Source organism: Desulfonatronum parangueonense, from assembly GCF_054656975.1.
In genome coordinates this window covers 4,465,515-4,492,095 of the sequence record NZ_BAAHXH010000003.1, presented here as the reverse complement: position 1 = coordinate 4,492,095, position 26,581 = coordinate 4,465,515, and the positions used below count along the sequence as shown (strand labels likewise).

At 56.6% G+C, this 26,581-nt stretch carries 27 protein-coding genes; 26 read left to right on the top strand and 1 reads right to left on the bottom strand.

All coding sequences use genetic code 11. The annotated features are described in order from the left end of the window. Positions 1-64 precede the first annotated feature (64 nt). From ACYQ15_RS20085 to rsmA, 23 genes are all read left to right on the top strand, one after another. Positions 65-919, top strand: a complete 855-nt coding sequence (locus ACYQ15_RS20085) for a thiamine pyrophosphate-dependent enzyme (RefSeq protein WP_459939263.1) — start codon at positions 65-67, stop codon at positions 917-919. A gap of 565 nt (positions 920-1,484) precedes the next feature. After that, positions 1,485-2,057 (top strand): peroxiredoxin family protein, encoded by a 573-nt coding sequence (locus ACYQ15_RS20080; protein WP_459939262.1) that lies wholly within the window; start codon positions 1,485-1,487, stop codon positions 2,055-2,057. Positions 2,058-2,066: 9 nt separating this feature from the next. Further along, positions 2,067-2,705, top strand: coding sequence for a peroxiredoxin (locus ACYQ15_RS20075; RefSeq protein WP_459939261.1), 639 nt, complete (start codon positions 2,067-2,069; stop codon positions 2,703-2,705). A 435-nt stretch (positions 2,706-3,140) separates the two neighbouring features. Continuing rightward, the gene (locus tag ACYQ15_RS20070; RefSeq protein ID WP_459939260.1) at positions 3,141-3,785 is read left to right on the top strand and encodes a protein-L-isoaspartate(D-aspartate) O-methyltransferase; all 645 of its coding nucleotides are present in this window, start codon (positions 3,141-3,143) and stop codon (positions 3,783-3,785) included. Positions 3,786-4,103: 318 nt separating this feature from the next. Continuing rightward, the gene (locus tag ACYQ15_RS20065; RefSeq protein ID WP_459939259.1) at positions 4,104-5,027 is read left to right on the top strand and encodes a P-loop NTPase; all 924 of its coding nucleotides are present in this window, start codon (positions 4,104-4,106) and stop codon (positions 5,025-5,027) included. 105 nt (positions 5,028-5,132) lie between these two features. Continuing rightward, a complete protein-coding gene (locus ACYQ15_RS20060) occupies positions 5,133-5,735 on the top strand; it encodes a transglycosylase SLT domain-containing protein (protein ID WP_459939258.1) in 603 nt (200 codons plus the stop codon). A 2-nt stretch (positions 5,736-5,737) separates the two neighbouring features. Next, positions 5,738-6,280 (top strand): CDP-diacylglycerol--glycerol-3-phosphate 3-phosphatidyltransferase, encoded by a 543-nt coding sequence (gene pgsA / locus ACYQ15_RS20055; RefSeq protein WP_459939257.1) that lies wholly within the window; start codon positions 5,738-5,740, stop codon positions 6,278-6,280. 46 nt (positions 6,281-6,326) lie between these two features. Further along, positions 6,327-7,409: a type IV pilus twitching motility protein PilT gene (locus ACYQ15_RS20050; protein WP_459939256.1), complete on the top strand. Its 1,083-nt coding sequence runs from the start codon at positions 6,327-6,329 to the stop codon at positions 7,407-7,409. Between the two features lie 2 nt (positions 7,410-7,411). Further along, positions 7,412-8,593: a type IV pilus twitching motility protein PilT gene (locus tag ACYQ15_RS20045; RefSeq protein WP_459939255.1), complete on the top strand. Its 1,182-nt coding sequence runs from the start codon at positions 7,412-7,414 to the stop codon at positions 8,591-8,593. A gap of 49 nt (positions 8,594-8,642) precedes the next feature. Beyond that, positions 8,643-9,272 carry a zinc-ribbon domain-containing protein gene (locus tag ACYQ15_RS20040; RefSeq protein ID WP_459939254.1) on the top strand — a complete coding sequence of 210 codons (630 nt, stop codon included), beginning with the start codon at positions 8,643-8,645 and terminating at the stop codon, positions 9,270-9,272. Positions 9,273-9,282: 10 nt separating this feature from the next. After that, positions 9,283-9,555 (top strand): hypothetical protein, encoded by a 273-nt coding sequence (locus ACYQ15_RS20035; protein ID WP_459939253.1) that lies wholly within the window; start codon positions 9,283-9,285, stop codon positions 9,553-9,555. Between the two features lie 545 nt (positions 9,556-10,100). Continuing rightward, positions 10,101-10,400 carry an FtsB family cell division protein gene (locus tag ACYQ15_RS20030; protein WP_459939252.1) on the top strand — a complete coding sequence of 100 codons (300 nt, stop codon included), beginning with the start codon at positions 10,101-10,103 and terminating at the stop codon, positions 10,398-10,400. After that, positions 10,397-11,641, top strand: coding sequence for a tetratricopeptide repeat protein (locus tag ACYQ15_RS20025; RefSeq protein WP_459939251.1), 1,245 nt, complete (start codon positions 10,397-10,399; stop codon positions 11,639-11,641). Before ACYQ15_RS20030 ends, ACYQ15_RS20025 begins: the two co-directional genes overlap by 4 nt. 69 nt (positions 11,642-11,710) lie before the next feature. Continuing rightward, the gene (locus ACYQ15_RS20020; protein ID WP_459939250.1) at positions 11,711-12,487 is read left to right on the top strand and encodes a hypothetical protein; all 777 of its coding nucleotides are present in this window, start codon (positions 11,711-11,713) and stop codon (positions 12,485-12,487) included. Between the two features lie 30 nt (positions 12,488-12,517). Further along, positions 12,518-13,540 (top strand): class 1 fructose-bisphosphatase, encoded by a 1,023-nt coding sequence (gene fbp, locus ACYQ15_RS20015; RefSeq protein ID WP_459939249.1) that lies wholly within the window; start codon positions 12,518-12,520, stop codon positions 13,538-13,540. A 14-nt stretch (positions 13,541-13,554) separates the two neighbouring features. After that, positions 13,555-14,655, top strand: coding sequence for a tRNA (adenosine(37)-N6)-threonylcarbamoyltransferase complex transferase subunit TsaD (gene tsaD / locus ACYQ15_RS20010; RefSeq protein WP_459939248.1), 1,101 nt, complete (start codon positions 13,555-13,557; stop codon positions 14,653-14,655). A 99-nt stretch (positions 14,656-14,754) separates the two neighbouring features. Next, positions 14,755-15,075 (top strand): thioredoxin, encoded by a 321-nt coding sequence (gene trxA / locus ACYQ15_RS20005; RefSeq protein WP_459939247.1) that lies wholly within the window; start codon positions 14,755-14,757, stop codon positions 15,073-15,075. A gap of 4 nt (positions 15,076-15,079) precedes the next feature. Then, positions 15,080-16,000 carry a thioredoxin-disulfide reductase gene (gene trxB, locus ACYQ15_RS20000; RefSeq protein WP_459939246.1) on the top strand — a complete coding sequence of 307 codons (921 nt, stop codon included), beginning with the start codon at positions 15,080-15,082 and terminating at the stop codon, positions 15,998-16,000. Beyond that, entirely contained in the window at positions 15,997-16,731 is a 735-nt protein-coding gene (locus tag ACYQ15_RS19995; protein ID WP_459939245.1) for an outer membrane protein assembly factor BamD, read from the top strand. The genes trxB and ACYQ15_RS19995 overlap by 4 nt, the downstream gene beginning before the upstream one ends. A 75-nt stretch (positions 16,732-16,806) precedes the next feature. Next, positions 16,807-17,727, top strand: coding sequence for a hypothetical protein (locus ACYQ15_RS19990; RefSeq protein WP_459939244.1), 921 nt, complete (start codon positions 16,807-16,809; stop codon positions 17,725-17,727). Between the two features lie 57 nt (positions 17,728-17,784). Continuing rightward, entirely contained in the window at positions 17,785-19,833 is a 2,049-nt protein-coding gene (fusA, locus tag ACYQ15_RS19985; protein WP_459939243.1) for an elongation factor G, read from the top strand. 8 nt (positions 19,834-19,841) lie between these two features. Beyond that, positions 19,842-20,477, top strand: a complete 636-nt coding sequence (locus tag ACYQ15_RS19980) for a DUF2062 domain-containing protein (protein ID WP_459939242.1) — start codon at positions 19,842-19,844, stop codon at positions 20,475-20,477. Continuing rightward, entirely contained in the window at positions 20,474-21,277 is an 804-nt protein-coding gene (gene rsmA / locus ACYQ15_RS19975; RefSeq protein WP_459939241.1) for a 16S rRNA (adenine(1518)-N(6)/adenine(1519)-N(6))-dimethyltransferase RsmA, read from the top strand. Before ACYQ15_RS19980 ends, rsmA begins: the two co-directional genes overlap by 4 nt. Before the next feature lie 80 nt (positions 21,278-21,357). Here rsmA and ACYQ15_RS19970 read toward each other — a convergent pair whose 3' ends face one another. Beyond that, entirely contained in the window at positions 21,358-23,541 is a 2,184-nt protein-coding gene (locus tag ACYQ15_RS19970; RefSeq protein ID WP_459939240.1) for a glutamine synthetase III family protein, read from the bottom strand. Positions 23,542-23,881: 340 nt separating this feature from the next. On the opposite strand from ACYQ15_RS19970, the gene ilvN reads away from it, so the two are divergent. From ilvN to buk, 3 genes are read left to right on the top strand one after another with little or no spacing between them, the layout of a single operon-like run. Further along, a complete protein-coding gene (gene ilvN / locus ACYQ15_RS19965; RefSeq protein ID WP_459939239.1) occupies positions 23,882-24,361 on the top strand; it encodes an acetolactate synthase small subunit in 480 nt (159 codons plus the stop codon). Positions 24,362-24,383: 22 nt separating this feature from the next. After that, positions 24,384-25,304, top strand: a complete 921-nt coding sequence (locus tag ACYQ15_RS19960) for a phosphate acyltransferase (RefSeq protein WP_459939238.1) — start codon at positions 24,384-24,386, stop codon at positions 25,302-25,304. A 48-nt stretch (positions 25,305-25,352) separates the two neighbouring features. Continuing rightward, positions 25,353-26,441, top strand: coding sequence for a butyrate kinase (buk, locus tag ACYQ15_RS19955; RefSeq protein ID WP_459939237.1), 1,089 nt, complete (start codon positions 25,353-25,355; stop codon positions 26,439-26,441). The last annotated feature ends 140 nt before the right edge of the window (positions 26,442-26,581 follow it).

Below are 26,581 nucleotides of genomic sequence, written 5' to 3'. Positions count from 1 at the left end.
AACCCGGACCTCAGCTGAGTAGTTACGAAAATTGTTCTTCGGACCGTTTCAAGGAGAAAAGTGAATGTCCACAATACAAGATTACGGCGATTTCGAGACGGCATGGTGTCCAGGTTGCGGCAATCATTCCATTCTCAAGTCACTCAAGTCGGCATTGGCCGAGAGTGACCTGGCTCCGCACCAGGTGCTCATGGTTTCCGGTATCGGGCAGGCGGCCAAGACGCCTCACTACCTGCGCTGCAACGTCTTCAACGGCCTCCACGGAAGAGCCCTGCCCGCTGCCATCGGGGCAAAACTGACCAATCCGAAACTCCATGTCTTTGTGGAAAGCGGCGACGGATGCTCCTATGGCGAGGGCGGCAATCATTTTTTGGCCGCGTTGCGCCGGAATCCGGATATCACCATGCTCGTGCACGACAACCAGATCTACGGCCTGACAAAAGGTCAGGCCAGCCCCACCACCATGCAAGGCCAGAAAACAAAGGCCCAGCCAGGGGGCGTGCCTTCGGACTCCTTCAACCCGGTGGCCGTTGCCGTGGCCATGCACGGCGGGTTCGTGGCCCGAGGATATGCCGGCATGACGGATCATTTGACGGATCTTATCCAGCAGGCTCATGCCTTTCCGGGCTTTGCCCTGGTGGACATCCTCCAGCCCTGCGTCACCTACAACAAGGTGAACACCTTCTCCTGGTACAAGGAGCGGGTCTATGAAATCCCCGCGGACCACGATCCGACGGACTGGGCACAAGCCATGAACCTGGCCCAGGAGTTCGGCGACCGGATTCCCATCGGGGTCCTCTATCGCAATGATAACCGCCCCACGTTCGAATCCCGATTTCCCATCCTGCAGGAAGGTCCTTTATACGGTCGCATTCCTGACAAGGCCAAATTGGAAAAGAGGATGGACGGCTACTGCTGAAGCACCAGGGTCCAGTTTTTCCAGATTGACTTGAACCCATCACGGCTTTGCATGAAAAATTGTAATTACTCAGCAGTGCCGGAGAAAAGACCTGGATACCGGCCTTCGCCGGTATGACAACAAGAAACGGTTTGCTCCGATCGTCATTCCGGCGAAAGCCGGAATCCAGTTCTGAAGTATGGTCATGCGCCGTATGTGCTGAATAGTTACGAAAAATTTTCAGGACAACAAGCGCGAAGAACGCCTCTTTACCTTGAAACCTCCACGCCATTCGCGGCCTCAATACGTCTCTTGACAAGCAGGCGACGCGTTATACTTTGGATCGGCGTCGGCCTGCTTTATGTACAAGAGGATAACTAACTTATGCCATAGTTTGCGCAATTCCGTCTTTCTTGCACTGCGACTGCGAACTGGGTAGATTTTATAGTGTGTGATGAACCTTTCTTTCAAAGTTTGGTTTATTCAGGAATTCGCACCTTGTTCGGCCCTCCGTGTCGCCACTCCGGAGCTCAAGGCGCATGCTAAGGCCCTCACCCTTGCACCCCGTCAAAAAATGGAGATGACCATGCATCGATTGATCATTCTTGTTGTCACCCTCTTGTTGTTTGGTCTCAATCAGCCCGCCAACTCCCAGGATGGTCCCTTCGGCATCGGCGATGTCCTTCCAGATCTGACGCTGCCCGTCCAGGATGTGCAGGAGCACCGTGAATATTTGGGCTTGCAGGACGGCGCGGAGACTTTTTCCCTCGCCGACATTGACGGCCGGGCCGTGCTGATCCAGATCTTCAGCATGTATTGCCCCATCTGTCAGAAAGAAGCGCCCGCGGTGAATGCAATGTATGCCGAAATTGCGGAAAGAGGCCTGGCGGACGACCTCAAGATTCTGGGCATCGGCGCCGGCAACTCCCGGATGGAGGTTCAATTCTTCAGTGAGAGATATGACATTCCCTTTCCAATGATAACGGATCCCGACTATGTCCTGCACAAGGCTTTCGCCGGTGTTGGCACCCCCTACTACGTCCTGGTACAGCAAGAAGGAGAAGCGCCGAATTCCAGGCACGTGGTTCGACTTTCTCATCTGGGAAGTTTTGGCGATCCGGAAAGCTTTCTTGAACAAGTGTTATCAGCCATGCGCTAAGGATCACCCATGCCTTACTTTATCTTTACAATACTGCGTTTCACGACCTTGAGCATCTTTTTGGTGTTCGCCCTTGTTTGTGTTCCGGTGAACGCAAAGGCCGACAATCCAGGCGGGATCATGGACCAGGTCTACCAGGTAAGCGATCTCCAACCCCTTGACAGCGAACTCAAAGTGCAGGTCGGTGATAAAGCCCCTGATTTCACCTTGCCTGCCGTTCACGGCGAAACCATCACCCTGAGCGACTTTCGTGACCGCAAAAACGTGATGCTCTCCTTCGTCCCAGCGGCCTGGACTCCGATTTGCTCGGACCAGTGGCCCGGATACAACATCCTGGAGGATGTGTTCACCGAGCATGAAACCGTCATTCTCGGCATCAGCGTGGACAACATCCCGACATTGCACTCCTGGGTGCAGGCCATGGGAGGGTTGTGGTTTCCGGTGCTCTCCGACTTCTGGCCCCATGGTGAGGCAGCCCAGTCCTACGGGGTGCTCCGCTCCGACGGCACCACTGAACGGGGGTTGATTTTCATTGACAAGGCCGGAGTGATACGTTTTCTGCATGTCCAGGACATCAATATCCGTCCGCCCCTGGAAGTCGTGATCCAGGGCCTTCAATCCCTCACGGCAGAAAAGGCTGCTCCCTGAACCGGCCTTCTTCGGCAATACCTCTCACAAACGAACCTTCCGCGCAAAGCTTGCCTTTGGGCAAGCTTTGCGCTTTGTAACGACTCAACACACGTTCCGTTAACGATCTCCCTCCGCTTATCGGCATCGGGGTCGGTATCGGTTTCGAAAAAGGGATTGCCGCTGACTATACGGCTTCGTTTTTTGAAACCGATACCGATACCGATGCCGATGCCGATGCCAAACGGCAACAGAGTTTGCTGTAGTTGCAACCGAGGTTGGGCCTCCTCAGGTTTTTTCCTGTTCCCATCGCGATTCTGTTCCCGAAATGCTTCAACTGGAGCACTTTAAACGGGTTTTCATTGACTTGCCACTGAAAATTTGTTTTCAAAAAGTGTTTTTTCAACAATTACCCCTCATGAGTAGGAAGCATCAGCTTTTTTCCGGAGTACGCGGTTGAGCATTGATCCGAAACGCAAGCGGGAGCGAATGGTCCGCGAACAGATCGAATCCCGGGGCATTACGGACGCCGCCGTCCTCGCGGCCATGCGTAAGGTTCCGCGTCATCTCTTCGTGGAGGAGGCGCTGAGGGCCCAATCCCATGAGGACCATCCTCTCCCGATTGGTTACGGTCAGACGATTTCCCAGCCGTTTACCGTCGCGCTGATGACCGCCATGCTGGATGTCCAGCCGGGGATGCGGGTTCTGGAAATCGGTACCGGCTCGGGCTACCAGGCGGCAATTCTTGCTGAAATGGGGGCAGAGGTTTATACCGTTGAGCGGGTCAAGCCGCTGCACAACGCGGCATTCACCCGGCTGAACAGGCTGCGGTACTTTAACGTCCATCTGAAGCTCGACGATGGAACCCTGGGCTGGCCGAATGAAGGTCCTTTTGATCGAATCATCGTCACCGCCGGAGGACCGGACGTCCCCCCCCCTTTGCTGGATCAGCTCTGTGAACCCGGCATCATGATCATTCCCGTAGGCGTCAGGCAACGCTGTCAGGAACTGATTCGGTTTGCCAGGCGTGATGGAAAGATCATGAAATCAAATCTGGGAGCAGTCATGTTCGTCAACCTAGTCGGCGCCCATGGCTGGTGAGGACAGGCTGAGGGCGAATCTGGGCTGGTTGCTCATCCATGCATGGTAAACCACTCAGCTTGGACCGGAAAATTGGCAGCTTTGAAGAATCGGGGCAAGTATGACCTGGATTCCCGCCTTCGCGGGAATGACCTTGTTTTTCATGACGTCTCCAAGTCAGTCATCCCCGCGAAGGCGGATATCTCTCCTTTTTACTCAGGAAAGCGCAATAGTTGCCCTGCATGGAGCTCTCATTGAGGACCAATTTAATTCTTGTCAGACGATGCCTGAACTGACAGACTGCTTCCCGAAAACTTTTTTCAATATTACACCAACACCATGACGAAATCATCACATCAAAAAAACGAATCCTCCTGTTCTTCCTGCCCATCACAACAAAAAAGCGGCCGCTCCGCCGCGGCAGCCGTTCAGGACCAGTTGATCAAATCCACCCTGGACAACATCCGTTTCAAGCTTTTCGTGATGAGCGGCAAAGGAGGAGTCGGCAAAAGCTCCATTGCCGTGAACCTTGCCGCGGCACTGTCCCTGAAAGGATATCGCGTGGGCTTGCTGGACGTGGACATTCACGGCCCCAGCGTTCCGCACCTGCTGGGACTGACCGGCACCCTGGAAAGCAAGCGCGGCGCGTTGGTTTCTCCCATGCAATATGGTGAACGCCTTTTTGTGGTGTCCATGGAATCGATCCTGAAGGACCCGGACCAGGCCGTCCTTTGGCGAGGGCCAATGAAAACCGCGGCCATCCGGCAGTTTATCGCCGATGTAGACTGGGGACATCTCGACTTTCTGGTTGTGGACTCCCCACCCGGCACGGGGGACGAGCCGATGACCGTCCTGAAAACCATTCCAGAGGCACTGAGCATTGTTGTCACGACTCCCCAGGAGATATCCCTGGCAGACGTGCGCAAGGCCATCAATTTTTTGCAGTACGCCCATGCCAATATACTCGGGATTGTCGAAAACATGAGCGGGTTGATCTGTCCGCACTGCACAAGCAGGATTGAATTGTTCAAGACTGGCGGCGGCAAGGCCTTGGCGGAAAAATACGGCCTGGAATTTCTCGGGGCGATTCCCTTGGATCCGGCGGCCGTGGTGGCCGGAGATCTGGGCAAGCCGGTGGTCATGCTGGATGAGGACACCCCGGCCAAACAGGCGCTGCTTGATCTGGCGGATTCCGTCATCCGGACGTCGGAGAACAGCTTGGAGGCCATTGCCGGCAAGCTGAAAAAGGATGATCATGAGTAGCTGTCCAGCGTATTCTGATCGCAAACAAATGGGAGGCAAGGCTGCAAGCCAAGCCGGGAACCTCAGCTGAATAATGACGCTCAAGATCGACCTGCAGGAAGGCGCATGAGAAAAAAGAACCGAAATCAAATCCTTCTCATTCTGGGAGCACTCGGCGGATCAATCCTGCTGTTGCTCTTTTGGGCCGGTTTATGCCTGGCTGGAACCATTTTTTTCTACAAGGACGAGCAAGGGATCATGCACTTTACGGATACTCCCACGTCCGCGAAGTTCCGTCCTTTTTTCTCATTCCGCTCCGGCATGAGCAGCGCGGACCTGGCTTCCATTACCAGATACGTGGAGCAGTACGGCGCGCAGTACGGTATTGACCCGCACCTGATCCTGGCCGTGATCGAGGTGGAGTCCGGCTTTAATCATCAGGCCATATCCCGGGCCGGCGCCCAGGGACTGATGCAGATCATGCCCGCGACGCAGCAGGATCTGGGCCTGATATCGCCGTTTGACCCCAAGGAGAACATCGAGGCGGGCATCCGCTATCTGAAGATGCTCATGGAACGCTTTCCCGACATCTCTCTCGCCCTGGCGGCCTACAACGCCGGACCGGCCAACGTTGAGCGCTACAACGGCATTCCGCCCTTCAGGGAAACCCAAGACTACGTGCGCAAGGTGCTTTCCAACTACGATCGCCGCAGGTCCGCCCGAAACTAGACATGCTCAATCCAGCCAACAAAGTCACCCTGGCCCGCATTTTGGCCGTTCCCGTGCTGGTGCTCCTGTTGCATTTTCCGAGCAAGCCGCTCAATGCCGTTGCCATGATCGTGTTCATCCTCGTTGCATTGACCGACCTGGCCGACGGGATCATTGCCCGCCGGTGGAACATTGTTTCCAACCTGGGAAAATTCCTTGACCCCCTGGCGGACAAGCTGCTGATCAGTTCCGTGCTGATCATGCTCGTCAGCCTGGGCTGGGTTCAGGCCTGGATGGCCATAGTCATCATTGCCCGTGAGCTTACGGTCACCGGACTGCGCGCCATTGCCGCGGATCAGGGGCATGTCATTGCCGCGGACAGTTTCGGCAAATTCAAGGCGGTCATCCAGGTGGTTGCCCTGTGTCCGCTGATCCTGCACTATTCATGGTGGGGAATCGATCCCCAACCCATCGGCCTGTTGCTGCTCCATCTCGCCCTGATCCTGACCGTGATCTCCGGCACCAAGTACATTTACCACTTCTTCCGCCAGATCAACCGTGAATAATTCCCTCATCTCCTCCAACCTGCATCGGTCCTGACGGGGACGACCCATGGCTCAAATTGATGCTTTTTTCCGGATGATGCACGATCTCGGTGCATCGGACCTGCACCTGTCCTCGGGCTCCCAGCCGATCATCCGGCTGCACGGCGAGCTGCAGCGGATCAAATACAAGATGCTGGAACACGAGGAACTCAAGAAATTACTCTATGAAATAACTCCGGAGCAGAAAATCAAGGATTTTGAAGAAAGCGGGGATGTGGACTTTTCTTATGAAATTCCCAATCTGGCCCGGTATAGAGTCAATTTTTTCCAACAACGCCGGGGCTGTGCCGCCGTGTTCCGCGAAATTCCCCAGAAGATCCTGACCATTGACGACTTGAAACTGCCGTCCCTTTTCAAGAATTTGGCCATGCTGCCCAAGGGTCTGGTCCTGGTGACAGGGCCGACGGGAAGCGGCAAGTCCACGACCCTGGCAGCCATTGTGGACTACGCCAACAGACACCGCAAGGATCATATCCTGACCATCGAGGATCCCATCGAGTTCGTGCATGAACCGATCAGCTGCCTGATCAACCACCGCGAAGTGGGCAAGGATACCAGGAGTTTCAAGTCGGCCCTGCGCGGCGCGTTGCGTGAAGACCCGGACATCATCATGGTCGGTGAAATGCGGGACCTGGAAACCATCGAGCTGGCCATCGAGGCTGCGGAGACAGGTCACCTGGTTTTCTCAACCCTGCACACCATCTCCGCCTCCAAAACCATCGACCGGATCATCGAGGTCTTTCCCGGGGACGTCCAGGGCCAGATCCGTTCCGGGCTTTCCGAATCCCTGCGGGCAGTCATTTCCCAGAACCTGTTCAAGCGCATTGACCGTCCGGGACGGGCCGCGGCCCTGGAAATTCTCGTGGGCGTTCCGGCGGTGCGCAACCTGATCCGGGAAAACAAGACCTTCCAGATCAACTCGGTCATTGAAACCGGCCGCAAGCATGGCATGCAATCCCTGGACGACGCCATTCTCAAGCTGCTCAAGGACGGGATCATTTCCCCCTCGGACGCCTACAACAAGTCCGTGGTCAAATCCAAGTTCCGCGACTTCCTGAGCGAACCGCCGCTGGATTTCACCGAGGCCTGATCATGCATAAAAACCAGCTGGACGCCACCATTGCCGAACTTCTCGGCAAGGCCCCGGACACTTCGGACATCCTGTTCACCGCGGGCAAACGCCTCCAGGCCGAGGTCCACGGCAAATTGACCGACGTGCTCACGTCGCTGTTTCAGGGGCCGCTCGTTCCGTTTCAGATCGAATCCGTGGCCTTTTGCATGATGCTGAACAAGCATGCCGGCAGCCTGCGCCTGTTTCAGGACCTGATCGAGAAAGGCTCATGTGATCTCTCCTACGATCTTCCCGGATATTCCCGATTCCGGGTCAATATTTTTTTTCAGCAGGGCTCGCCGGCCATCGTCATGCGCAAAATGCCCAGCAAGATCCCCACGCTCAGGGATCTCAACCTGCCTCCCCTTTTCGACCAGATGGCCAACGAGCAATACGGACTGATCCTGCTCACCGGCGGCACGGGAACCGGCAAGTCAACCACCCTCGCCGCATTGATCGACGCCATCAACGAGCGCCACGCCAAGCATATTCTGACCCTTGAAGATCCCGTGGAATTCATGCATCGCCACAAAAGCGGAACCGTCAACCAGCGCGAACTCGGCACGGACTTCGACCAGTTTTCCTCAGGTTTGCGCGCGGCCTTGCGCCAGGCGCCCAAGGTGATTCTGGTGGGTGAAATCCGGGACAAGGAAACCATTGAAATCGCCCTCCAGGCTTCAGAGACCGGGCACCTGGTGCTCGGCACCCTGCACACCAGCGACACCGGACAGACCATCAACCGCATCATCGGCATGTTCGAGTTGGCGGAAGAACGCCTGATTCGTCAACGCCTGGCTCAGGCTCTGCGTTACGTCGTCTCGCAGCGGCTGATGCCGCGCATCGGCGGCGGTCGGGTTGCGGCATTGGAGGTTATGGCCAATACCTTGCGCATCAAGGAATTGATCTCCAATGGAGAATCCGGTGAAAAGACCTTCTACAATGTCCTGGAAACCGGAGAAACCTACGGCATGTTTACCTTTGATCAGCATCTTGCCAAGCTGTACACCGCGGAGCAGATCACCGAGGAAACAGCCATGGATACGGCTTCGGACCGTTCCCGTCTCGGTCAGACCATCAACCGGATCAAGACCATTCGCGGAGAAAAAGTGACAAACATCGAAGGCCTGGAATTGGACTTGAACTATGACCAATCCAAATCATGAACAGCCTCTGGAACGCCGCAGGCTCTGGAATTGAGGAAGGAAAATCGTAATGCGTTTGACCTGTCCCCACTGTGCCAAGCAGTTGTCCGTTGCCGATGAAAAGATACCGGCGGGGCAACGCTTCCGCCTGAACTGTCCGCAGTGCAAGCAGTCCTTCGCCGTTGACCCCACCGCTCCCCAAAACCCGGACAATCCTGCGGATCATCTTCCTTCCCCGCCTCTCGAAAGGTCGGAGGAAACCACTTTCTATCCACCGGGTGCGAAAATTGCCTTCCTGTGTTTGCATCATCCGGCATGGCAGCGCGCCCTGAGTGATGTTCTCGACCAACGCGGTCATTATCTTGTTTCGGTTACGGACCCGGACGAGGCGTTGCGAAAACTTGAAACCGCGGCATATGAACTTATTCTTGTGGAGCAGTCTTCCCCAAACCTGAAAGTGCTGCAAAAAATCCACGAATGGCCCGGTCTGCGTCGCCGAGCAGTCAACGTCGTCCTGATCGGTACTGAAGCACCGAGTCTGCACCCCGACGCCTCATTGCGCAACGGCGTCAACTGGTATCTGCACCTGGAGGACCACTCCAACGCCGCCCATCTTGTGCAGACCGTCATTACCGGGTACGAGGAAACCTATAAAATGTGGCGGCTGGCCTCGAATAATCTCGGCAAGTCCCACAGCTGAGCACAACAGCATGGAATCACAAAAAAAAGCACGCTTGATGAATTGCCTGCAAACCATCCTGGAGATGGAATCCGAGTTGAGATCGTTGCGGGAAGCCGGTTCCCTTGTGGGGGAACTTAATTCCTTGCGTTCCCTGATGAATGATCTCAAACTGGAACAGGTTCAACTCGATGAAGCGGATATCCAGCGCATCGAGCTGGCCACCATGGTCTTTTTGCAGGAGCTTGAGATGCATTTCCACAATGTTCAGGCAAAACATCCCCATGGTGGCATACTGCAATAGTTTTTTGGTAAAATTACTGTAACGGCTCAATAAGGCAGGGCACCAACCACCGCGGATCCGTGCTGCCTGGATACCGGCCTGCGCCGGTATGACGGAATGGAGTGCCTCGATAGCGAGTTCTCTCGGTCGTCACCCCGGCGAAGGTCGGGGTCCAGGTGTTTTGTGTGGGTCAGTGGCCCGGAGTTATTGAGCAGTTACAAATTACTCAGCTCACCCGAGAAAAGTCGGACTGAATACCGGCCTTTGCCGGTATGACTTGATTTGGAAAGGACGTGGTATGTTACGTCATTCCGGCGAAAGCCGGAATCCAACTCTGGCGAGTGACCATAGAGTATGTGCTGATACTTACTTTTTTTATTGACACTTTTTATGACAAACTTGGATTGTTTCGGCTTGTCTCGATTTTTCGGCATCGCCTGTCTGATTGAGCCAGGATTCGTTCATCGAACCATTGCCAAAGGCCTGAAGCGCCAATGGATGTTTTTTACAATTGATTCCTCCTTCGCAAGAAACCGCTTCGTGAACCCACCAGGAACATCCGCAAAATGAGCTGGATTCGGATACTCTTCACACTCCTTCTTCTTCTGAATATTGTCCTAGCATGGAAGCTTTTCGGCCACGAAGACGGCTGGAAATCGTATCTGGAATTACAGCAGCGCAGGGACTCCATCGCTCAACAGATTTCCACGATCGAAGAGATCAACCTGGACCTGAGTCGGGAAATCCGCAGATTGACCACGGACCATGAGTACGTGGCCAGCGTGATTCGATTGGAAATGCATTATCTGCAACCCAATGAAGTGCTGTACATCCCTCAAAAAGATATGTTCCGGAGATTGCCATGACTGAAAAGATCGCCTGGTTCGAGGAAGTGCTGAATCTGGAACCCAACTCCAAGCTGTTTTTTCCGCTCGCCCGGGCGTACGTTCACGAGAATCGCCATCCTGATGCCGTGCAGGTCCTGCGCAAGGGATTGACTTTTCATCCGGAACACCTGGAAGCCAGATTGCTGTTGATCGAATGCCTGGCCCGGCAGGACTTGGACGAGGGTGCGGATCCGCAGCGGACGTCTCCGGAAGTGGCCTCGTTGACCGAAACCTTGTCCACCTACCCTTCCTTCTGGCAACAATGGGCCGCCCACAGTCGATCCGCGGGTCGAAACGATCTCGCACTGACCCTGGAAATGCTGGCCCTGCAACTGGGAGGCGACGGATTCAGCTGGGTAGCGGTTCTTGAAAGCGGCCTGCGGGCCATCACTCCTTCCGGCGGCAGTGAACCGCCGCTTGACGCCCCCCCTCAGGCATCCGGCACCCCTGAGCCGATTATCGAAGAATCTTCGCATGCCCTCGACACGGCTCTGTCTGATCCACCGACGGAGGAGGAGCTTCGGGAAGATCCCGCACCCACCGAATCTTCGGCGGAATTCGACGAGCCTGATTTGTCCGCGTCAGCGCAACCTTCTGGTCTCTCGGTCCCTGCCGAAGCGTCTTCGGATTCCGGTTCAACTGATCCGGAAGAAGACAGCACTCTTGAAAAGACTCTCGAGGATATTGCAGCCGAGGACGCCGAAGAGGACTCCCTTGTCAGCAGTGAAACACCCCTTGATTCCGGTCTTGTCGCCAAAGACGACTTCACGGAGATCGAAGATCTGGATTCAGAAAATCCGCCCGACGTCCCTCCCGCGGGCGTTCCCCTGACCGAAGGAGAGCGCCGGTACTATGAAACCAAAACCTATGCCGACCTGCTGGCTGAACAAGGCGAAAACGCCGAAGCGCTGGAACTGTACACCAAGCTGCTCCAGTCCACGCCCGATGACGACCAGCGGGAGGATCTGCAGCACCGCATTCAGGAGTTGACCAGTCGCATCGGCAATCCTCCGAAAGACCAAGAGACTTTTGAGGCTCTTGAGGCTCATGAGGCACCTGCCGAACAAGACCTGTTGCCTTCCCTGGGCAACGAAGAGCAATCCGACCCGGGATCTGTGGACGACCACGCTGAGGACAGCAAGGCCGCGACCACGGCACGAACCCTGACCCGACTTGCGGAACGCCTGGAATCCCGGGCCGGTCGGCAATCTACCGGTTGACCGGTCTTCCATGCCAATGCCGCTTCACATTTTTCACCCCTTCATTCCTTTGGAGTTTTTCTCGTGTTCATGACCATGCAAACGTTATCCCGCTTCTGCCTGCTTGCCGTCATTGCCCTCCTTCTCCCCGCCTTGGCCGGATGTTCGACAACACGAAAGGCCTGGGACAAGACCACGGAAATCTATGATACGTATCTGGACCCCAAGCCGGAAATCAACCTTGATCGGCGTCCAGGATTGTCACGCAAGGAACAAGTGCTGGCCGTTCAATTCAGTCTCATCGACCAGCACCTGGAAAGCGCCCTGCGCACCCTTGCCCCCCAGGACAGGTTTCCGTCGCAAGCCTGGTTTTTGAACTTCCAGTCGCAATTCCCATGGATGACAGCCATCATGGCCGTGGATACACAGGGTCAAATGTTGGCCCAGTACCCTGAACATCCTCTCAAGGCCATCCAGACGGCGCCCCTGCTGGACCATGAATGGTCCATGTTTCACCGTGGTCTGCAGGGCTTTGCCCAACAGACCCCGCTGGGTCCCGAACTGATCATGGCCGGCCCGTTCTTCCGTGACGGCGTCTGGCAGGGCTTGCTGGTCGCCCATTTTGATCCGCGCCGCCTGGTGGAGTTCGCCACCTCCCCGGACCGGCTTGTGATGCTCGCCTCCGGAGAACTGCTGTGGAGCGGGGTCGCCCCGGAAACGACCCAGGAATTGCAAGCTGCTCCCTGGGACCAGATTCTGCGCGGCAATGTCCATGGGCAGTTGTCGACCCAGGCGTACACCTTCTCCTGGATGTCCCGCCCCATTGGGGATCTTCGACTAATTTACGCCGTGGCCCTGCCGAATTAATTTCCTCATTCATCAAGGGAGAATTCCGTCATGCCTCAAATTACAGTCATTGAACACCTGCTGTACCATCAAAAGGAATCACCCATGGCCACCGGGCGCTTCACGCGCCTGCTTTCCGAAATGATTCTTTCCGGCAAGATCATCAACCAGGAGGTGAACAAGGCCGGATTGGTGGAAATCCTCGGGCTGACGGGGGAAACCAATATTCAAGGCGAAAAGGTGCGCAAGCTTGACGAATTCGCCAACCAGGTCCTGGTCCACCGCCTTCAGCAGGCTGGTGTGCTCTGCGCCCTGGCTTCCGAAGAAAACGCCGACCTGATCCTGGTCCCGGAGGATTGTCCAAGAGGTGACTACATCATCATTTTCGATCCCTTGGACGGCTCCTCCAATATTGACGCCAATGTCAGCATTGGAACGATCTTTTCCATTTTCCGACGCATCAGCAGCGGTGACGAACCAGTGACCATGGCCGACGTGCTGCAAAAGGGCTCCCGGCAAGTGGCCGCCGGCTACATTATTTACGGCTCCTCCACCATGCTCGTCTACACCACGGGCAACGGAGTCCACGGCTTTACACTGGACCCCAGCGTGGGTGAATTTCTGCTTTCGCATCCTGACATCAAGACTCCTGAACGAGGCAAGATCTATTCCGCCAATGAGGGATACCGGCATTATTGGGATCAAGCCACACGCGACGCGGTGGACTATTTCAAGAATCCGGAAAACGACTCGAACCGGGTTTACCGTTCCCGATATATCGGTTCCCTGGTGGCTGACTTTCACCGCAACCTTCTCTACGGAGGCATATTCCTCTATCCGGCCGACACCAAGGATCCCAACAGTCCTCATGGCAAGCTGCGTCTGATGTGCGAAGCCAATCCGTTGGCCATGATCGTTGAACAGGCCGGCGGCATGGCAACGGACGGCATCAACCGGATTCTGGATCTGCAACCCCAAGAACTGCATGAACGCGTGCCTCTGGTCATCGGTTCCAAACTGGATGTTCTCCAGGTTGAAAAATTCATGCGCGCCGGCGCTGCTTCCGGTGCCTAACGTGGCTGTCTTCCGTGCTCTGTCTCGGCATTGAAACTTCCTGCGACGAATCCGCACTGGCCCTGGTAGAGGATGGCCGGTTGCTTGACGAGTGCCTGCATTCCCAGGATGCGGTACATGCCCTTTTCGGTGGCGTGGTCCCGGAACTGGCCTCCCGGCGACACCTCACCTCACTGCCTTTTCTTCTGGCCCGCTTACTGGAACGCACCGGCAGGAACATTCACGAGGTCCAGGTCGTGGCCGCGGCCCGGGGCCCGGGGCTGATGGGAAGCTTGCTGGTTGGCATGGGCCTGGCCAAAGGTCTGGCTTTATCCTTGAAGGTTCCACTGGTGGGCGTGAACCACCTCCACGCCCATCTTCTGGCCGCCGGGCTGGAACAGGACATTGCCTTCCCGGCCCTGGGTCTCTTGGTTTCCGGAGGACATACTCATTTGTACCGGGTTGTTTCACCCAGCGAGTTTGAACTCCTGGGACGCAGCCTGGATGACGCCGCCGGAGAGGCCCTGGACAAGACGGCATCCATGCTCAATATGCCCTATCCCGGCGGCCGCTTCATTGATGCCCTGGCAGCCATGGCCGAACCGGATCCCCGGATGTTTCCCAAACCTTATCTGGACAACAAGAATCTCGATTTCAGCTTCAGCGGCCTGAAAACCGCGGTTTCTCTCCATCTTGCGGCGCATCCCCACCTTCGCCTGCCGCGTCTCCCGGACAATGACGCGCTCATGAGCTGGGCTCAGCGGAATCCGGAAATCTGTACGGTGTGCGCATCACTCAACTGGAGCATTGCCGAGACCTTGCGCATCAAGATTGAACGGGAACTGGACCATGGATATCCCTACCGCTCCGTGATTGCCGCCGGTGGAGTCGCCGCAAATTCCATGCTGCGCACGATCTTGCAAAAGACTGCCGGGCAGCGCAGCCTGCCGCTGATCCTGCCAAGTGCAGCCCTGTGTACGGACAATGCAGCCATGATCGGCTACATGGGCTGGCTTTTGGCCACGGCGGGATGGTCTCACGATCTGAACGTTGAAGCCATTCCGCGCGGAAAACCGATTCCCTGGGACTACCATGCCCAACGGGCCTGCCTTGACAGTTCATGCACGCGCAACTAGTCTCAAGACTTGCATTCGTGCGTATGTACCGCTTTCAATGGTCTTCCATCCATCCCAATCGGCACATCCAAAGAACCTGCTAGCGAAAAGGAGTGACTCATGGCACATGAACTGAATGATACCAACTTTGAAGCCGAGGTCTTGCAGTGCGACCTTCCGGTGCTCGTTGATTTTTGGGCGCCCTGGTGCGGTCCGTGCCGAGCCATCGCCCCGGTCATTGAAGAACTGACGCAAGAACTGGCCGGCCAGGTCAAAGTTGGAAAAATGAATGTGGATGAAAGCTCCAAGACCCCGTCACGTTTTGGAATCCGTGCCATCCCGACCCTGATCCTGTTCAAAAACGGCGAGGTCCTGGAGCAGTTGACCGGTGCCGTGTCTAAAAGCAGCATCAAGGAAATGATTGCCAAGAAAGTCAAGTAGGCTCATGAAATCCTACGACGCAATCATTATCGGGGGCGGTCCGGCAGGAATGACGGCCGCCCTCTATCTCTTCCGTGCGGGTGCGTCTGTCGCCCTGGTTGAACGGCTGGCTACGGGAGGCCAAATCCTGACCACGGAATGGATCGAGAACTACCCCGGCCATCCCAGCGGCATCAAGGGATACGAACTGGCCGATCTGATGACTGAACACCTCAAGGGGTTCACCTATGATGCCTACCGTCAGGAAGTGCGCTCCATCTCTCACCAGATGCCCGGTCTGAATACCGTGCAACTGGAGGAAGAGACCATTCAGGGAAAATCTCTCGTCATCTGTTCCGGCGTAGCCTGGAAGCATTTGGGATTGCAGAGGGAAGACGAGTTTACAGGACGCGGTGTTTCTTACTGCGCACTGTGCGACGCCAACTTTTTTAAAGGCCAGGCCGTGGCGGCCGTTGGCGGCGGCAATACCGCCCTTGAGGAATCCTTGTATTTATCCAAGATCGTCGACAAGGTATATCTCATTCACCGCCGCGATGCGTTTCGGGCGGACAAGATATTCCAGGAACGGATCAAGAAGGTTCCGAATATCGAGTGCGTCATGAGCTCCGTCGCCACCGAGCTGCTTGGCGATAAGGAGCTGACCGGGCTGGTTGTGAAGCATCTGCCCGACGGCACCGAACGCCGGCTCGATGTTTCCGGCGTTTTCGTCTTTGTCGGCTCCAAGGCCCTGACCGATTTCGTTCCTGAAAATCTTGAACGATCTCCTGACGGGTTCATCATTACGGATCAGGAAATGCAGACCAACCTGCCCGGAATTTTTGCCGCTGGAGACGTCCGGCACAAATTGTGCCGCCAGGTTGCAACCGCTGTCGGAGACGGCGCCACTGCCGCCAATTCCGCATCCCTTTTTCTGGACTCTCTGTGAAAACAACACCCATTCGCGCTCTGCTGCCTTGCCTGCTCCTGACCTTCTTCATTTCAGGCTGCGGCATCATCGACTATTACTTCTTGACTCCGCCCGAAGACACGGCCCAGGAACTTGCCCAGGCCGGATTCGAAGCCATGGAGGCCAAGGAATATCGTCAAGCAATCACCTTTTTCACAAAGCTCAAGGACAGATATCCCTTCAGTCCGTTCACTTCCGCGGCCGAATTGGCCCTGGCTGACGCATACTTCCTTTCAGAACAATACGAGGCCGCTGTCCAGACCTATCTGGAGTTCGAATCCCTGCACCCGGGTCATGAATCGATACCCTACGTCCTGTTCCAGGTCGGCATGTCCTATCTGAAACAGTTTCGCTCCATCGATCGGCCCACGGATAATCTGCATCTTGCCATTCAGTATTTCACCCGTGTCCAGCAAATGTTTCCGGATACCGTTTACGCACGCGACGCAAGTGAATTCATCACCCAGGCCCGGACCCGCATCGCCGAGCATGAGCTTTTCGTTGCCGACTTCTACTGGCGCAGAGGTCAGTATGGTCCGGCATGGCGTCGATACCAGCAGGTTTCGAATGAATTTGCCGATATTGATGAAATTGCCGAGTATGCCGCCAGACAGGGCGACTTTGCCTACTATCGCTTCCAGAAACAGCAATCGCGAGAGGATCGGGAAGAACGAGAGGGCACCTGGAAAAGGTTCCTTGATTGGCTCTGATTCCTCAATCCTGATTTTGCCGGTCCGTGGACGTCTGAAAGCTCTTCCCACGACGTGCGGCGCCTGAATTTTTCAATGCCCATACCTGTTCCTTTAGCCTGGCCTGATTTCCTTGACGCCTGGCGGATCCCGGACCAGGCGTTCAGCGATGCCTATGCGTCATTGAGCGACTACGACCGGTCATGGATTAAGAAAAACATCGCCCAGCTTTACGCACTCCATCCGCCCAACCGGTTTCGGTCCACAGATCACCGAATCGATTGGACCGCCGGATTCCAGACAAGGCACATGCTCCAGCCAAGGCCCTGGGCTGTAGTCATGCTCCCGGAAAGCAACGTCAGTCCGGCACGAACCCTGGCAGCTCTATTGCCTGCCATGACTGCCGGAATTCCCAGGATTCTTGTGGTCCTACGTCAACAGGCCGACTGGGATGCCCTTTTGCTGACGAGCCTGGAACTGTGCGGAGCCGAGGTGGTCTGCCGCATGGACGACCCCACGATCCGCGCCACCCTGCTCCGGATGATCGAACTGCATCCGAACGGAACCATTCTGGCCATGGATGACGGTGACAAGCCGCTCCTGGACGCGGAACCAGCGTTATCCGAAATTTTGGTATGGAGACTTCAGGCCGCACTGCCGATCCGGATCTGGCATGAAACTCCAGACGAGTGGGAATGGGATGTCCTGCTCAGGAATCACCCGGCAACTCCCATGGAAGTCTGGGGGCCGCTCCAGGACCGGGCGCCGAGTCAAATTCAGACCAATCCCGGCACATGGGAGCAATTTTGTCGAAGTACCCCTTTGGCGCTCGGTGTTGGAAGCCACCTGCTCGCAGACCCGACCTTGCCGTCCACCGGCCTTATTTTCACTCCGGGCCAAGAGGGCTGCTGGTTCTGGCCAAGCCTGCCTCCGGATGTTTTTTTTCTGCACGGCATGGTTCTGGCCGACTCAGATGCCTCTCAGCATTTCCAACCGGGTGACGCTTCGTTTTCATAACGGGAGAGATCACTCCCGACTTGATCGTTGTAACTTCCAATCAGCATGTTCTGAGCCATGAGCAAATCCAAATCATCCGCAGGCGGCCTTGCCCAGGTTCGCAATATCGGCATCATTGCCCATATCGATGCCGGCAAGACCACGGTCACGGAGCGAATTCTTTTCTTCACCGGGGCCATTCACCGCATGGGGGAAGTTCATGAGGGCAATGCCACCATGGACTATCTTCCCGAGGAACAGGAGCGAGGAATCACCATTACCTCGGCCTGCACCACCACGCAGTGGAACCACCACACGTTGAATGTCATCGATACTCCCGGACATGTGGATTTCACCATTGAGGTTGAACGCAGCCTGCGCGTCCTGGATGGAGCGGTGGGGGTATTCTGTGCCGTTGGCGGCGTGGAGCCTCAATCGGAGACGGTTTGGCGTCAATCGGCCAAGTTCGGCGTTCCCAAAATCGCCTTCATCAACAAAATGGATCGCCTGGGAGCAGAGTTCGAATCGGTGCTTGAGGATATGCGAACCAAGCTGCGCATCACCCCTTTGCTCCTGCAGATTCCCGATGGTCAGGGCCAGGACTTCAAGGGCGTCATCGATCTGCTCCGGATGCGATTCCTTGCCTATGACGGCCATGAACAAGAGGCCCAGTGGCAGGAGATGGAACTGACTCCGACCCAGGAGGAGTCGGCTCGTCCCTGGCGCGATCAATCCCTGGAGATTCTGGCCGAACACGACGACACCATTCTTGAGGCGTATCTCTCCGGCTCGCCCATGGATCTTTCGGCTCTCAACGAGACCATTCGTCGTCTAACCCTGAGCGGTGCGATCGTTCCGGTCCTGTGCGGTTCGGCCTTGAAAAATATCGGAATCCAGCCGCTGCTGGACGCGGTCTGCGCCTATCTGCCCTCTCCCGAGGACACGCCTCCGACAAAGGGCCAGCATCCGGAGAGTCGCAAGGAAGTCCCCCTGCCTAATACTTCTTCCGGCCCCTTCGCGGCGCTGGTCTTCAAGATCACCGTGGAAGCCGGAAGACGTCTGGCATATATCCGGATCTATTCAGGTACGTTGCGTGAAGGGGATCAGATACGCAACGTTTCCCAGAACATTGATGAGCGCGTCGCGCATATTTACCAGATGCACGCGGACAAGAAGTTACGTCTGGAGCAGGCTCAAGCCGGCCAGATTGTCGCTCTGGCAGGATGCAAAACCACCCGGACCGGAGACACCCTGGCCGACCAGAATCACCCGGTGCTTCTGGAACAGATCGCCCAGTACCAGCCGGTGATTTCACTGGCACTGGAGCCGAAAACCCAGGCCGACGCCAAAAAGCTTTCTGAAGTCCTCCAGTTGTTTCTGCTCCAGGATCCGACGCTGTTTCTGGATCAGGACCCGGAGACAGACCAGTTGATTCTTTCCGGCATGGGTGAACTGCACCTGGACGTGGTCCTGGAACGAATGGCTCGCGAGTACGGAGTGTCTCCACGCTCCGGCAATCCGCAGGTGGTCTATCAGGAAACCATCACCAAGCCGGCGCGGGGACAGGCTGAGTTTGACCGGGAATTGGGAAAAATTCGGCACTATGGCGCGGTGCATGTCCATGTTGCGCCCCGCAAGCGCGACGAAGGCCTGGTCGTTCGCTGGACCATGTCCGTTGAAGGCTGGCCGGATGCCTGGATTGAGGCCGTGAACCAGGGTATTGAGGATGGGCTGCGCAGCGGCGTGGTAAAAGGCTATCCGGTCCAGGACGTGCTGGTGGAAATTGTCCACCTGGAAAGGCGCGACGGCGAGTCCTCCGCCGTCGGCTATCAGATGGCCGCGGCTCTTGCCCTGAAAACGGCTTTGAGCGATGCCGGCCCCCTGTTGCTGGAACCGATCATGAACATTGAAATGACCGTTCCGGATGAGCATGTGGGCGAGGTCATCGGCCTGTTCAATTCCCGGGGCGGCCGGGTCGGCAACATGTTCGACCGGGCCGGCGCCAAGGTCGTTATTGGCATCGCCCCCATGCGCCAGCTCTTCGGCTTCTCCACGGCTCTGCGTTCCGCGTCCCAGGGCCGGGCCGGCTTTACCATGCAGTTCGCACGCTTCGACATTCTGGCATAACTCCAAACATGAAGACAAGACCTTCGCGGCTGTGGTGGGAAAACCTGTTCCGCAGCCTACGCCATCTGTACAAAAAAATTCTGCGCATCAAGTCCACTCCCCATGATCTCGCATTGGGCATGGCCTTTGGAATTTTTATCGGTTTGTTGCCGATCATACCATTGCAGACCATTTCCGTCCTGATTTTGGCCGTGGCGTTCCGGTGCAGCAAGCTTACCGCCCTCATCGGAACTTCGATCACCAATCCGCTGACCATTCCATTTTTCTACCTGCTCATGCTCAGGATCGGCCGGTTCTTCATGCCTGAAGGACGGGGTCGACTCAATCCGGAGCACTGGACCATCGTTGAATTGCTGCAGACGGGATGGTATTTTTACGCCAGCATGTTGCTGGGCGGATTCCTGATCGCCATCCCCAGCGCCCTGTTGGCCTATTTCCTGACCTTGTTCCTGACCAAGGCGCACCAAACGCGACGAGCCCGCAGAATGTCCGCAACGGCAAGTGCACGATTCATGGCCCTGGATTTGCTCCGACCAAATCCGCCACGGTCCACCGAATTACCTGATATGCATGCCGACACGGAGAATGCCGTCCCGGCTCCGGAACCTGATCGACCCAGCAAGTCCCAGGAAAAAGAAGCATGACTCGGTTGGCTCATCCCCCCAAGCGCAGCCTCGGCCAAAACTTTTTACAGGACCAGGGTACAGCCTCGAAAATTGTCGCCTCGCTGGATGCGTCAGGCAATGCTCGGGTTTTGGAAATTGGTCCCGGACAGGGTGCTTTGACTCACTGGCTCAGGCAATCCGGATGCTCCCTGCACGCCCTGGAAAAGGACGCAAACCTGGCCGCCATGCTCAAAGCACAGTGGCCGGACCTCGCCGTGATCGTCATGGATGCACTGCGCTTCCCATGGGAACGGCTTCGCGGCCCCTGGAGCATCATCGGCAACCTCCCCTACAATGTTGCCTCGCCGATCATCTGGGACATGGTCGCCCGGGTTTCCGATCTTGAGCGCGGCATCTTCATGGTCCAAAAAGAGGTCGCGGACCGTCTCGCCGCGATGCCGGGAAATCGCAGCTACGGAGCCCTCAGCGTCTGGGTGCAAAGCCATGTGCAGGTTCGCAGGTTGTTCGTCGTCGGCCCGCAGGTTTTCTATCCCAGGCCAAAGGTCGACTCCGCGGTGGTGCGCTTTCTGCCCTTGCCCGATCCAGACCGGTTCGCTTCCGGTCCGGCACTGCGCAGCCTCTTGAACACCTGCTTTCAGCAGCGCCGCAAACAGCTCAAGACAATCCTGCGCTCCCAATGGAAGGATTCCCTGACAACTTGGCTCTTCGACCAGGGCTTGCGTCCGGAAAGCCGCCCCGAGGAACTGTCCCCGAAACAATTTCAGCATCTCGCGCAGCTGCTGTATCCCTGTGAAGCCGTGGTTTGCGGTGGGCCATGATGGCTGATACGAGAATGCGCAAGAATGCAAAAGGCCGCCCAAACCGAGGCGGCCTTTTGCATTGGAGGAGGGGGCGAAACTTATTTGATGAACAACATTTCCTGATAGCTTGGCAGGGCCCACAGATCGTCGGCCACGACGATCTCAAGGCTGTCCGCCCAATCCCTGACAACGTTGATGGCCGGTAAAACCGTTTCGCAAAAATACTTCGCTTCCTTGAGGGTGTCCCCATGCGGAACCTTTTCCAGGACTGCCTCCAGGTCGCCCACGGACTTCTGCATCGCACGCAATTTTGCCGTCACATCTTCAAGGGTGATCATCTTCACATCATGCCCGATGGCCTTCAGGTTGGCGCAGGTCGCGGCCAGTTCACCCTGATAGCGCATGGCGGCAGGGAAGATGATGGTCTTGGCCATCCGGATGACCAGGTTGGCCTCGGTATTGATGCTCTTGCTGTACTGCTCCAGGTAGATTTCCTGGCGGGAATGCAGTTCCGCCTCGGACAGCACGCCGTATTTGGCGAACAACTCAATGACCGGTTTGGATGTAATTTCCGGAAGAGCGTCCGGCGTCGTCTTCAGATTGGGCAGGCCGCGTTGTTCAGCTTCCTTGTGCCATTCCTCGGAATAGCCGTCCCCGTTGAAGATAATTGCTTCATGTTCGGTAATGATTTTCTTCAACAGGCTCTGGACAGCCGTATTCAACTTTTCCGGATCGCCCTTGGTGGCTTTTTCCAGTTCCGTGGCGATGTAGTCGAGGGACTCGGACATCATTGTGTTCAATGCGACCTGCGGCCCCGCAATGGACTGCGAGGAGCCCACCGCCCGGAATTCAAACCTGTTGCCGGTAAAGGCAAACGGACTGGTCCGGTTGCGATCACCCGGATCCATGGGCAGCGGCGGCAGTGTGTCCACGCCCACGGTCAGGACGTCTTTTTTCTTTGAACCTTTGAGGTTGCCGCTTTTGATCTGCTCGAAGACCTCGGTCAACTGGGCCCCGAGGTAGACCGACATGATCGCCGGAGGCGCTTCATTGGCGCCAAGACGATGATCATTGCAAGACGAGGCCACCGTGGCCCGCAACAATGGGCCGAATCGATGCATCGCCCGGATGGCCGCCGCGCAGAAAATCAGAAACTGGGCATTCTCATGCGGGGTTTCACCTGGATCGAACAGGCTGCCCAGTTCGGCATTGCCCAGCGAATAGTTCAGGTGTTTGCCGGAGCCGTTGATCCCGGCAAATGGCTTTTCATGCAGCAGGCACTCCATGCCGTACCGCTTGGCCACATTGCGCAAAACCGTCATCACCAGTTGGTTGTGATCCGTGGCCAGATTGCCGGGTTCGAAGATGGGCGCGATTTCGTACTGCCCCGGCGCCACCTCGTTGTGGCGCGTTTTCACGGGCACTCCGAGCTTGTACAGTTCGCGATCCACTTCCATCATGAAGGACAGGACCCGGCGCGGGATTGCTCCGAAATACTGATCCTCAAACTCCTGTCCCTTGGCCGGTTTGGCGCCGAACAATGTTCGACCGGCAATGAGCAGATCCGGACGGCTGAAGACGAAGTTCCGGTCGATGAGGAAATATTCCTGTTCCGGTCCGGCATAGGAGATGACGGGCAGCTTGGTCTCCACGCCGAAAAGCTGAAGCACGCGTTTGGCCTGTTTGTTCAATGCCTGCAGGGAACGCAGAAGAGGCGTCTTTTTGTCCAGGGCCTCTCCGGTCCAGGAGACGAACGCCGTGGGAATGCACAAAAATGTTCCATTGGGATTTTCCAGGATGTATGCCGGGCTGGTCACGTCCCAGGCTGTGTAGCCGCGAGCCTCGAAGGTGGTCCGCAGCCCGCCGGAGGGGAAGCTGGAGGCGTCGGGCTCACCCTGGATCAGCATCTGGCCGCTGAACTGGGCCAACGCGCCTCCGTTCCCATCTGGAACAAGAAAGGCATCATGCTTTTCCGCAGTCAAGCCGGTCAGGGGATAAAACACATGGGTAAAATGGGTTGCCCCGCGTTCAATGGCCCAGTCTTTCATGGCGTTGGCCACGATGTCCGCCAGGGCCGCGTCCAGCTTTTCACCGTATTCAATGGTTTTCTTCAGGGACTTGTAGGCATCGCCGGGCAGACGTTCCTTCATCACCTTGTGATTGAAGACATTGCATCCGAACAGATCCGTGGGCTTGGTTTCCGCGAAGTTCAACGGCGCCTCTGTCGGCGAGTAGTTTGTAACCGCTGAAATGGCATTCAAGCGAGACTGGATTCCACTCATTAAATCTTCTCCTTTGCTTATGATTCCTTGTGTTGACAAATATCGTGGCCTCGAGAAATACTGGGCGTAAAACAGGCATAACGGTAATGGAGCGTGATCCGGGTTGAAGTGCATCAAGTTGCATCACCTTCACCCCCTCGAAATCACAATCTGGACTGCAATTGTTGTTCCAAAATAGAAACAGCCAGTATTCAGCAATGTTACAGACTCCGACATCATCCCCTCCTGCTTATTGTTACAATTTTGTGCATATTTTTTCCTCGAATTCCACTTTTTTGCCCTTGAATATTACATTTATGTATACTGAAGATCTGTTGCCGAATGAGGAGCATGGCCGATCATGACCCAGACAATTTCCGCCCTGACCAGGAACAGTCCTGGAGTTCTGGCCGACATGGCCCAGGCGATCCGCAAGTACAACGTCAATATTCGCAGCATCTCCGCGGGTGAGACGGAAGACCCGACAATTTCGCGCCTGACCATCGGCCTGGATGGATCGGAGGACGACATTCAGCGCATCACTGAGGAAATGGCCGGCATGGACGTGATCATCAGCATGGACGATCTGCGGCGCAAGGAATTCGTCGACCGGGAGCTGATTCTGATCAAGGTGGCCATGGAGCAAGCCTGCACCACGCAGATCATGCAGATCTTCGAGGTTTTCCGAGCCAACGTGGTGGGCATGGGACAACGATCGATCACGGTGGAAATGAGTGGAGACCGCGAGCGGGTCGATGGGCTGATCAAGATGCTCGCCCCCTACGGCATCAAAAGCCTCTGTCGCTCGGGGATGATTGCCCTCAAGCGCGGCGACGATTGACCGCTGGGCAACGCCGATGCCGATGCCGATAGTCTCACTTGACGAACTGGTTCGCCGGTCCATACCGGACGACAATCCTCCCCGACTGGCCATTGCCCGTTCCGGTGACGCCTATGCGCTGGAAGCGGCTCTGAATGCCTATGCCGCGGGGCTGATCGAACCTGTGCTCATCGGCGACATGGAGGCCACCAGCCGCATCGCCCGGGATCTGCGAACAGACATGGCGGGTTTGCGCCAGGTGCACCTTGCTGACGACGTCGCCGCTGTGCGTGAAGCCGTGCGCATGTTCCGGGAGCATGAGGCGGATTTGATCATGAAAGGCGGCGTCGGCACGAGCACATTGCTCAAGGCAGTGCTGGACAAGACCCAGGGCGTTCCGCCCCAGGGCATCATCAGCCATGTCACGGTATTCAAGAATCCTCATGCCGAGAAACTGTTGCTGCTTAGCGACGCAGCGGTGAACATCCGCCCCAATCTGCAACGCAAGGTGGAAATCGTGCGCAACGCCCTGGACGTTGCGCGCAAACTGGGAATTGCCCGCCCCAGAGTCGCCCTGCTGGCCGCCACCGAGAAGGTGAATTTTCCGGCAATGCCCGCCACTCTGGACGCGGATCTGATCGCCCGAATGGGTGCTGAAGGCGCTTTTGGCGATGCACGCGTCGCAGGCCCCATGGCCCTGGACATCGCCTTGTCCGACCGGTCTGCGGCCAGCAAGGATTTTGTCGATGAAGTCGCCGGGCATGCCGACATTTTGATTACCCCGGACATTGAAAGCGGCAACGTGCTTTACAAGTGCCTGAACACCCTGCTCGGCCTGGATGTGGCCGGCGTGGTCGTCGGCAGTTCCGTTCCCATCGTCGTTCCTTCCCGGGCCGACAGCCCCCGCTCCAAATTCCTTTCCATCGCCCTGGCGGTATTCCTGGCAAGAGGGAGATCCTCCTGATCCGAGACGACACTTGTCCCAACCCAATCGATGGAGCACGAGAGTTCCATGCAACATTTCATACTGACCATCAATCCCGGTTCCACATCAACGAAGGTCGTCCTTTTCCAGGACACCACGCCGATCCTCACCCGTGAAGAACAGCACGCCAAACAGCAACTGGCCGCTTTTTCCGAAGTCTGGGATCAGTTCGCCATGCGCCGGGATACCGTCCTCGAAGCCCTTGCCGAATCGAATTTGAAAGATCTGCGTCTTGACGCCGTGGTCGGACGCGGCGGCTTGCTGGCTCCGCTGCCCGGCGGCGTCTACGATATCAACGATCGGATGATCGATGATCTTCGGCATCAGCGCTATGGCGAGCATCCGTGCAACCTGGGCGCGCCGCTGGCCCTGGAATTGGCTGCACGCTTCGGCGGCAGGGCCCTTGTGGTGGATCCGGTGGTCACGGACGAATTGAGCGCGGAAGCGAGACTCACCGGATTGCCGCAAATAAAACGCCGAAGCGCCTTTCATGCCCTGTCTCAGCGCGGCGCGGCCCGGGAAGCCGCCCGTCGCCGGGGCCTGAGGTATGCGGACGGCAAGTTCATCGTGGCCCATCTTGGCGGAGGCATCAGTATCGGGGCCCACCTGCGCGGTCGCGTCGTGGAGGTAACCAACGCCCTGGACGGCGAAGGCCCCATGACTCCCGAACGTACCGGCGCCCTGCCGGTCATGGAAGTCCTTCGCCTGCTTGAGAACGGCGATTTCGATGTTCCCGGCCTGCGCCGGGCAATCCTGCGCGAGGGCGGTATTTTGGCTCACCTGGGCACAAACGATTTTCGCGTCGTGGAAGCACGAATCCGCCAAGGCGACCGACATGCCCAGGAGGTTTTCCAGGCATTTGCCTACAACATTTCCAGGCATGCAGTCTCCCTGCTGCCCGCCCTGATCACATCCACCGACCCTTTGCCGGTGGACGCCCTGGTCATCACCGGAGGCCTGGCCAACAGCACCTTCCTTGTTGCCGAACTGGCCGCCCGCCTCTCGCCCATCATGCCCATCGAGACCGTTCTCGGAATGACCGAAGCCCAGGTCATGGCTTCAAACGCTGCAGACGCACTTCAGGGAATAATTCAGGTCCATGTCTATCAAGGCTGACCGCCGACTGTCGTAACAGCACCTTTCGTAACAGCCCAAATGTGTGGGCAGTCGAGCATGAATGGAATTTCAGGATTCCAGCTTTTTCCGGAATGACTTTTTTGTCATACAGTCTCCGGGCTGTCGGTGAAAATAGTTTG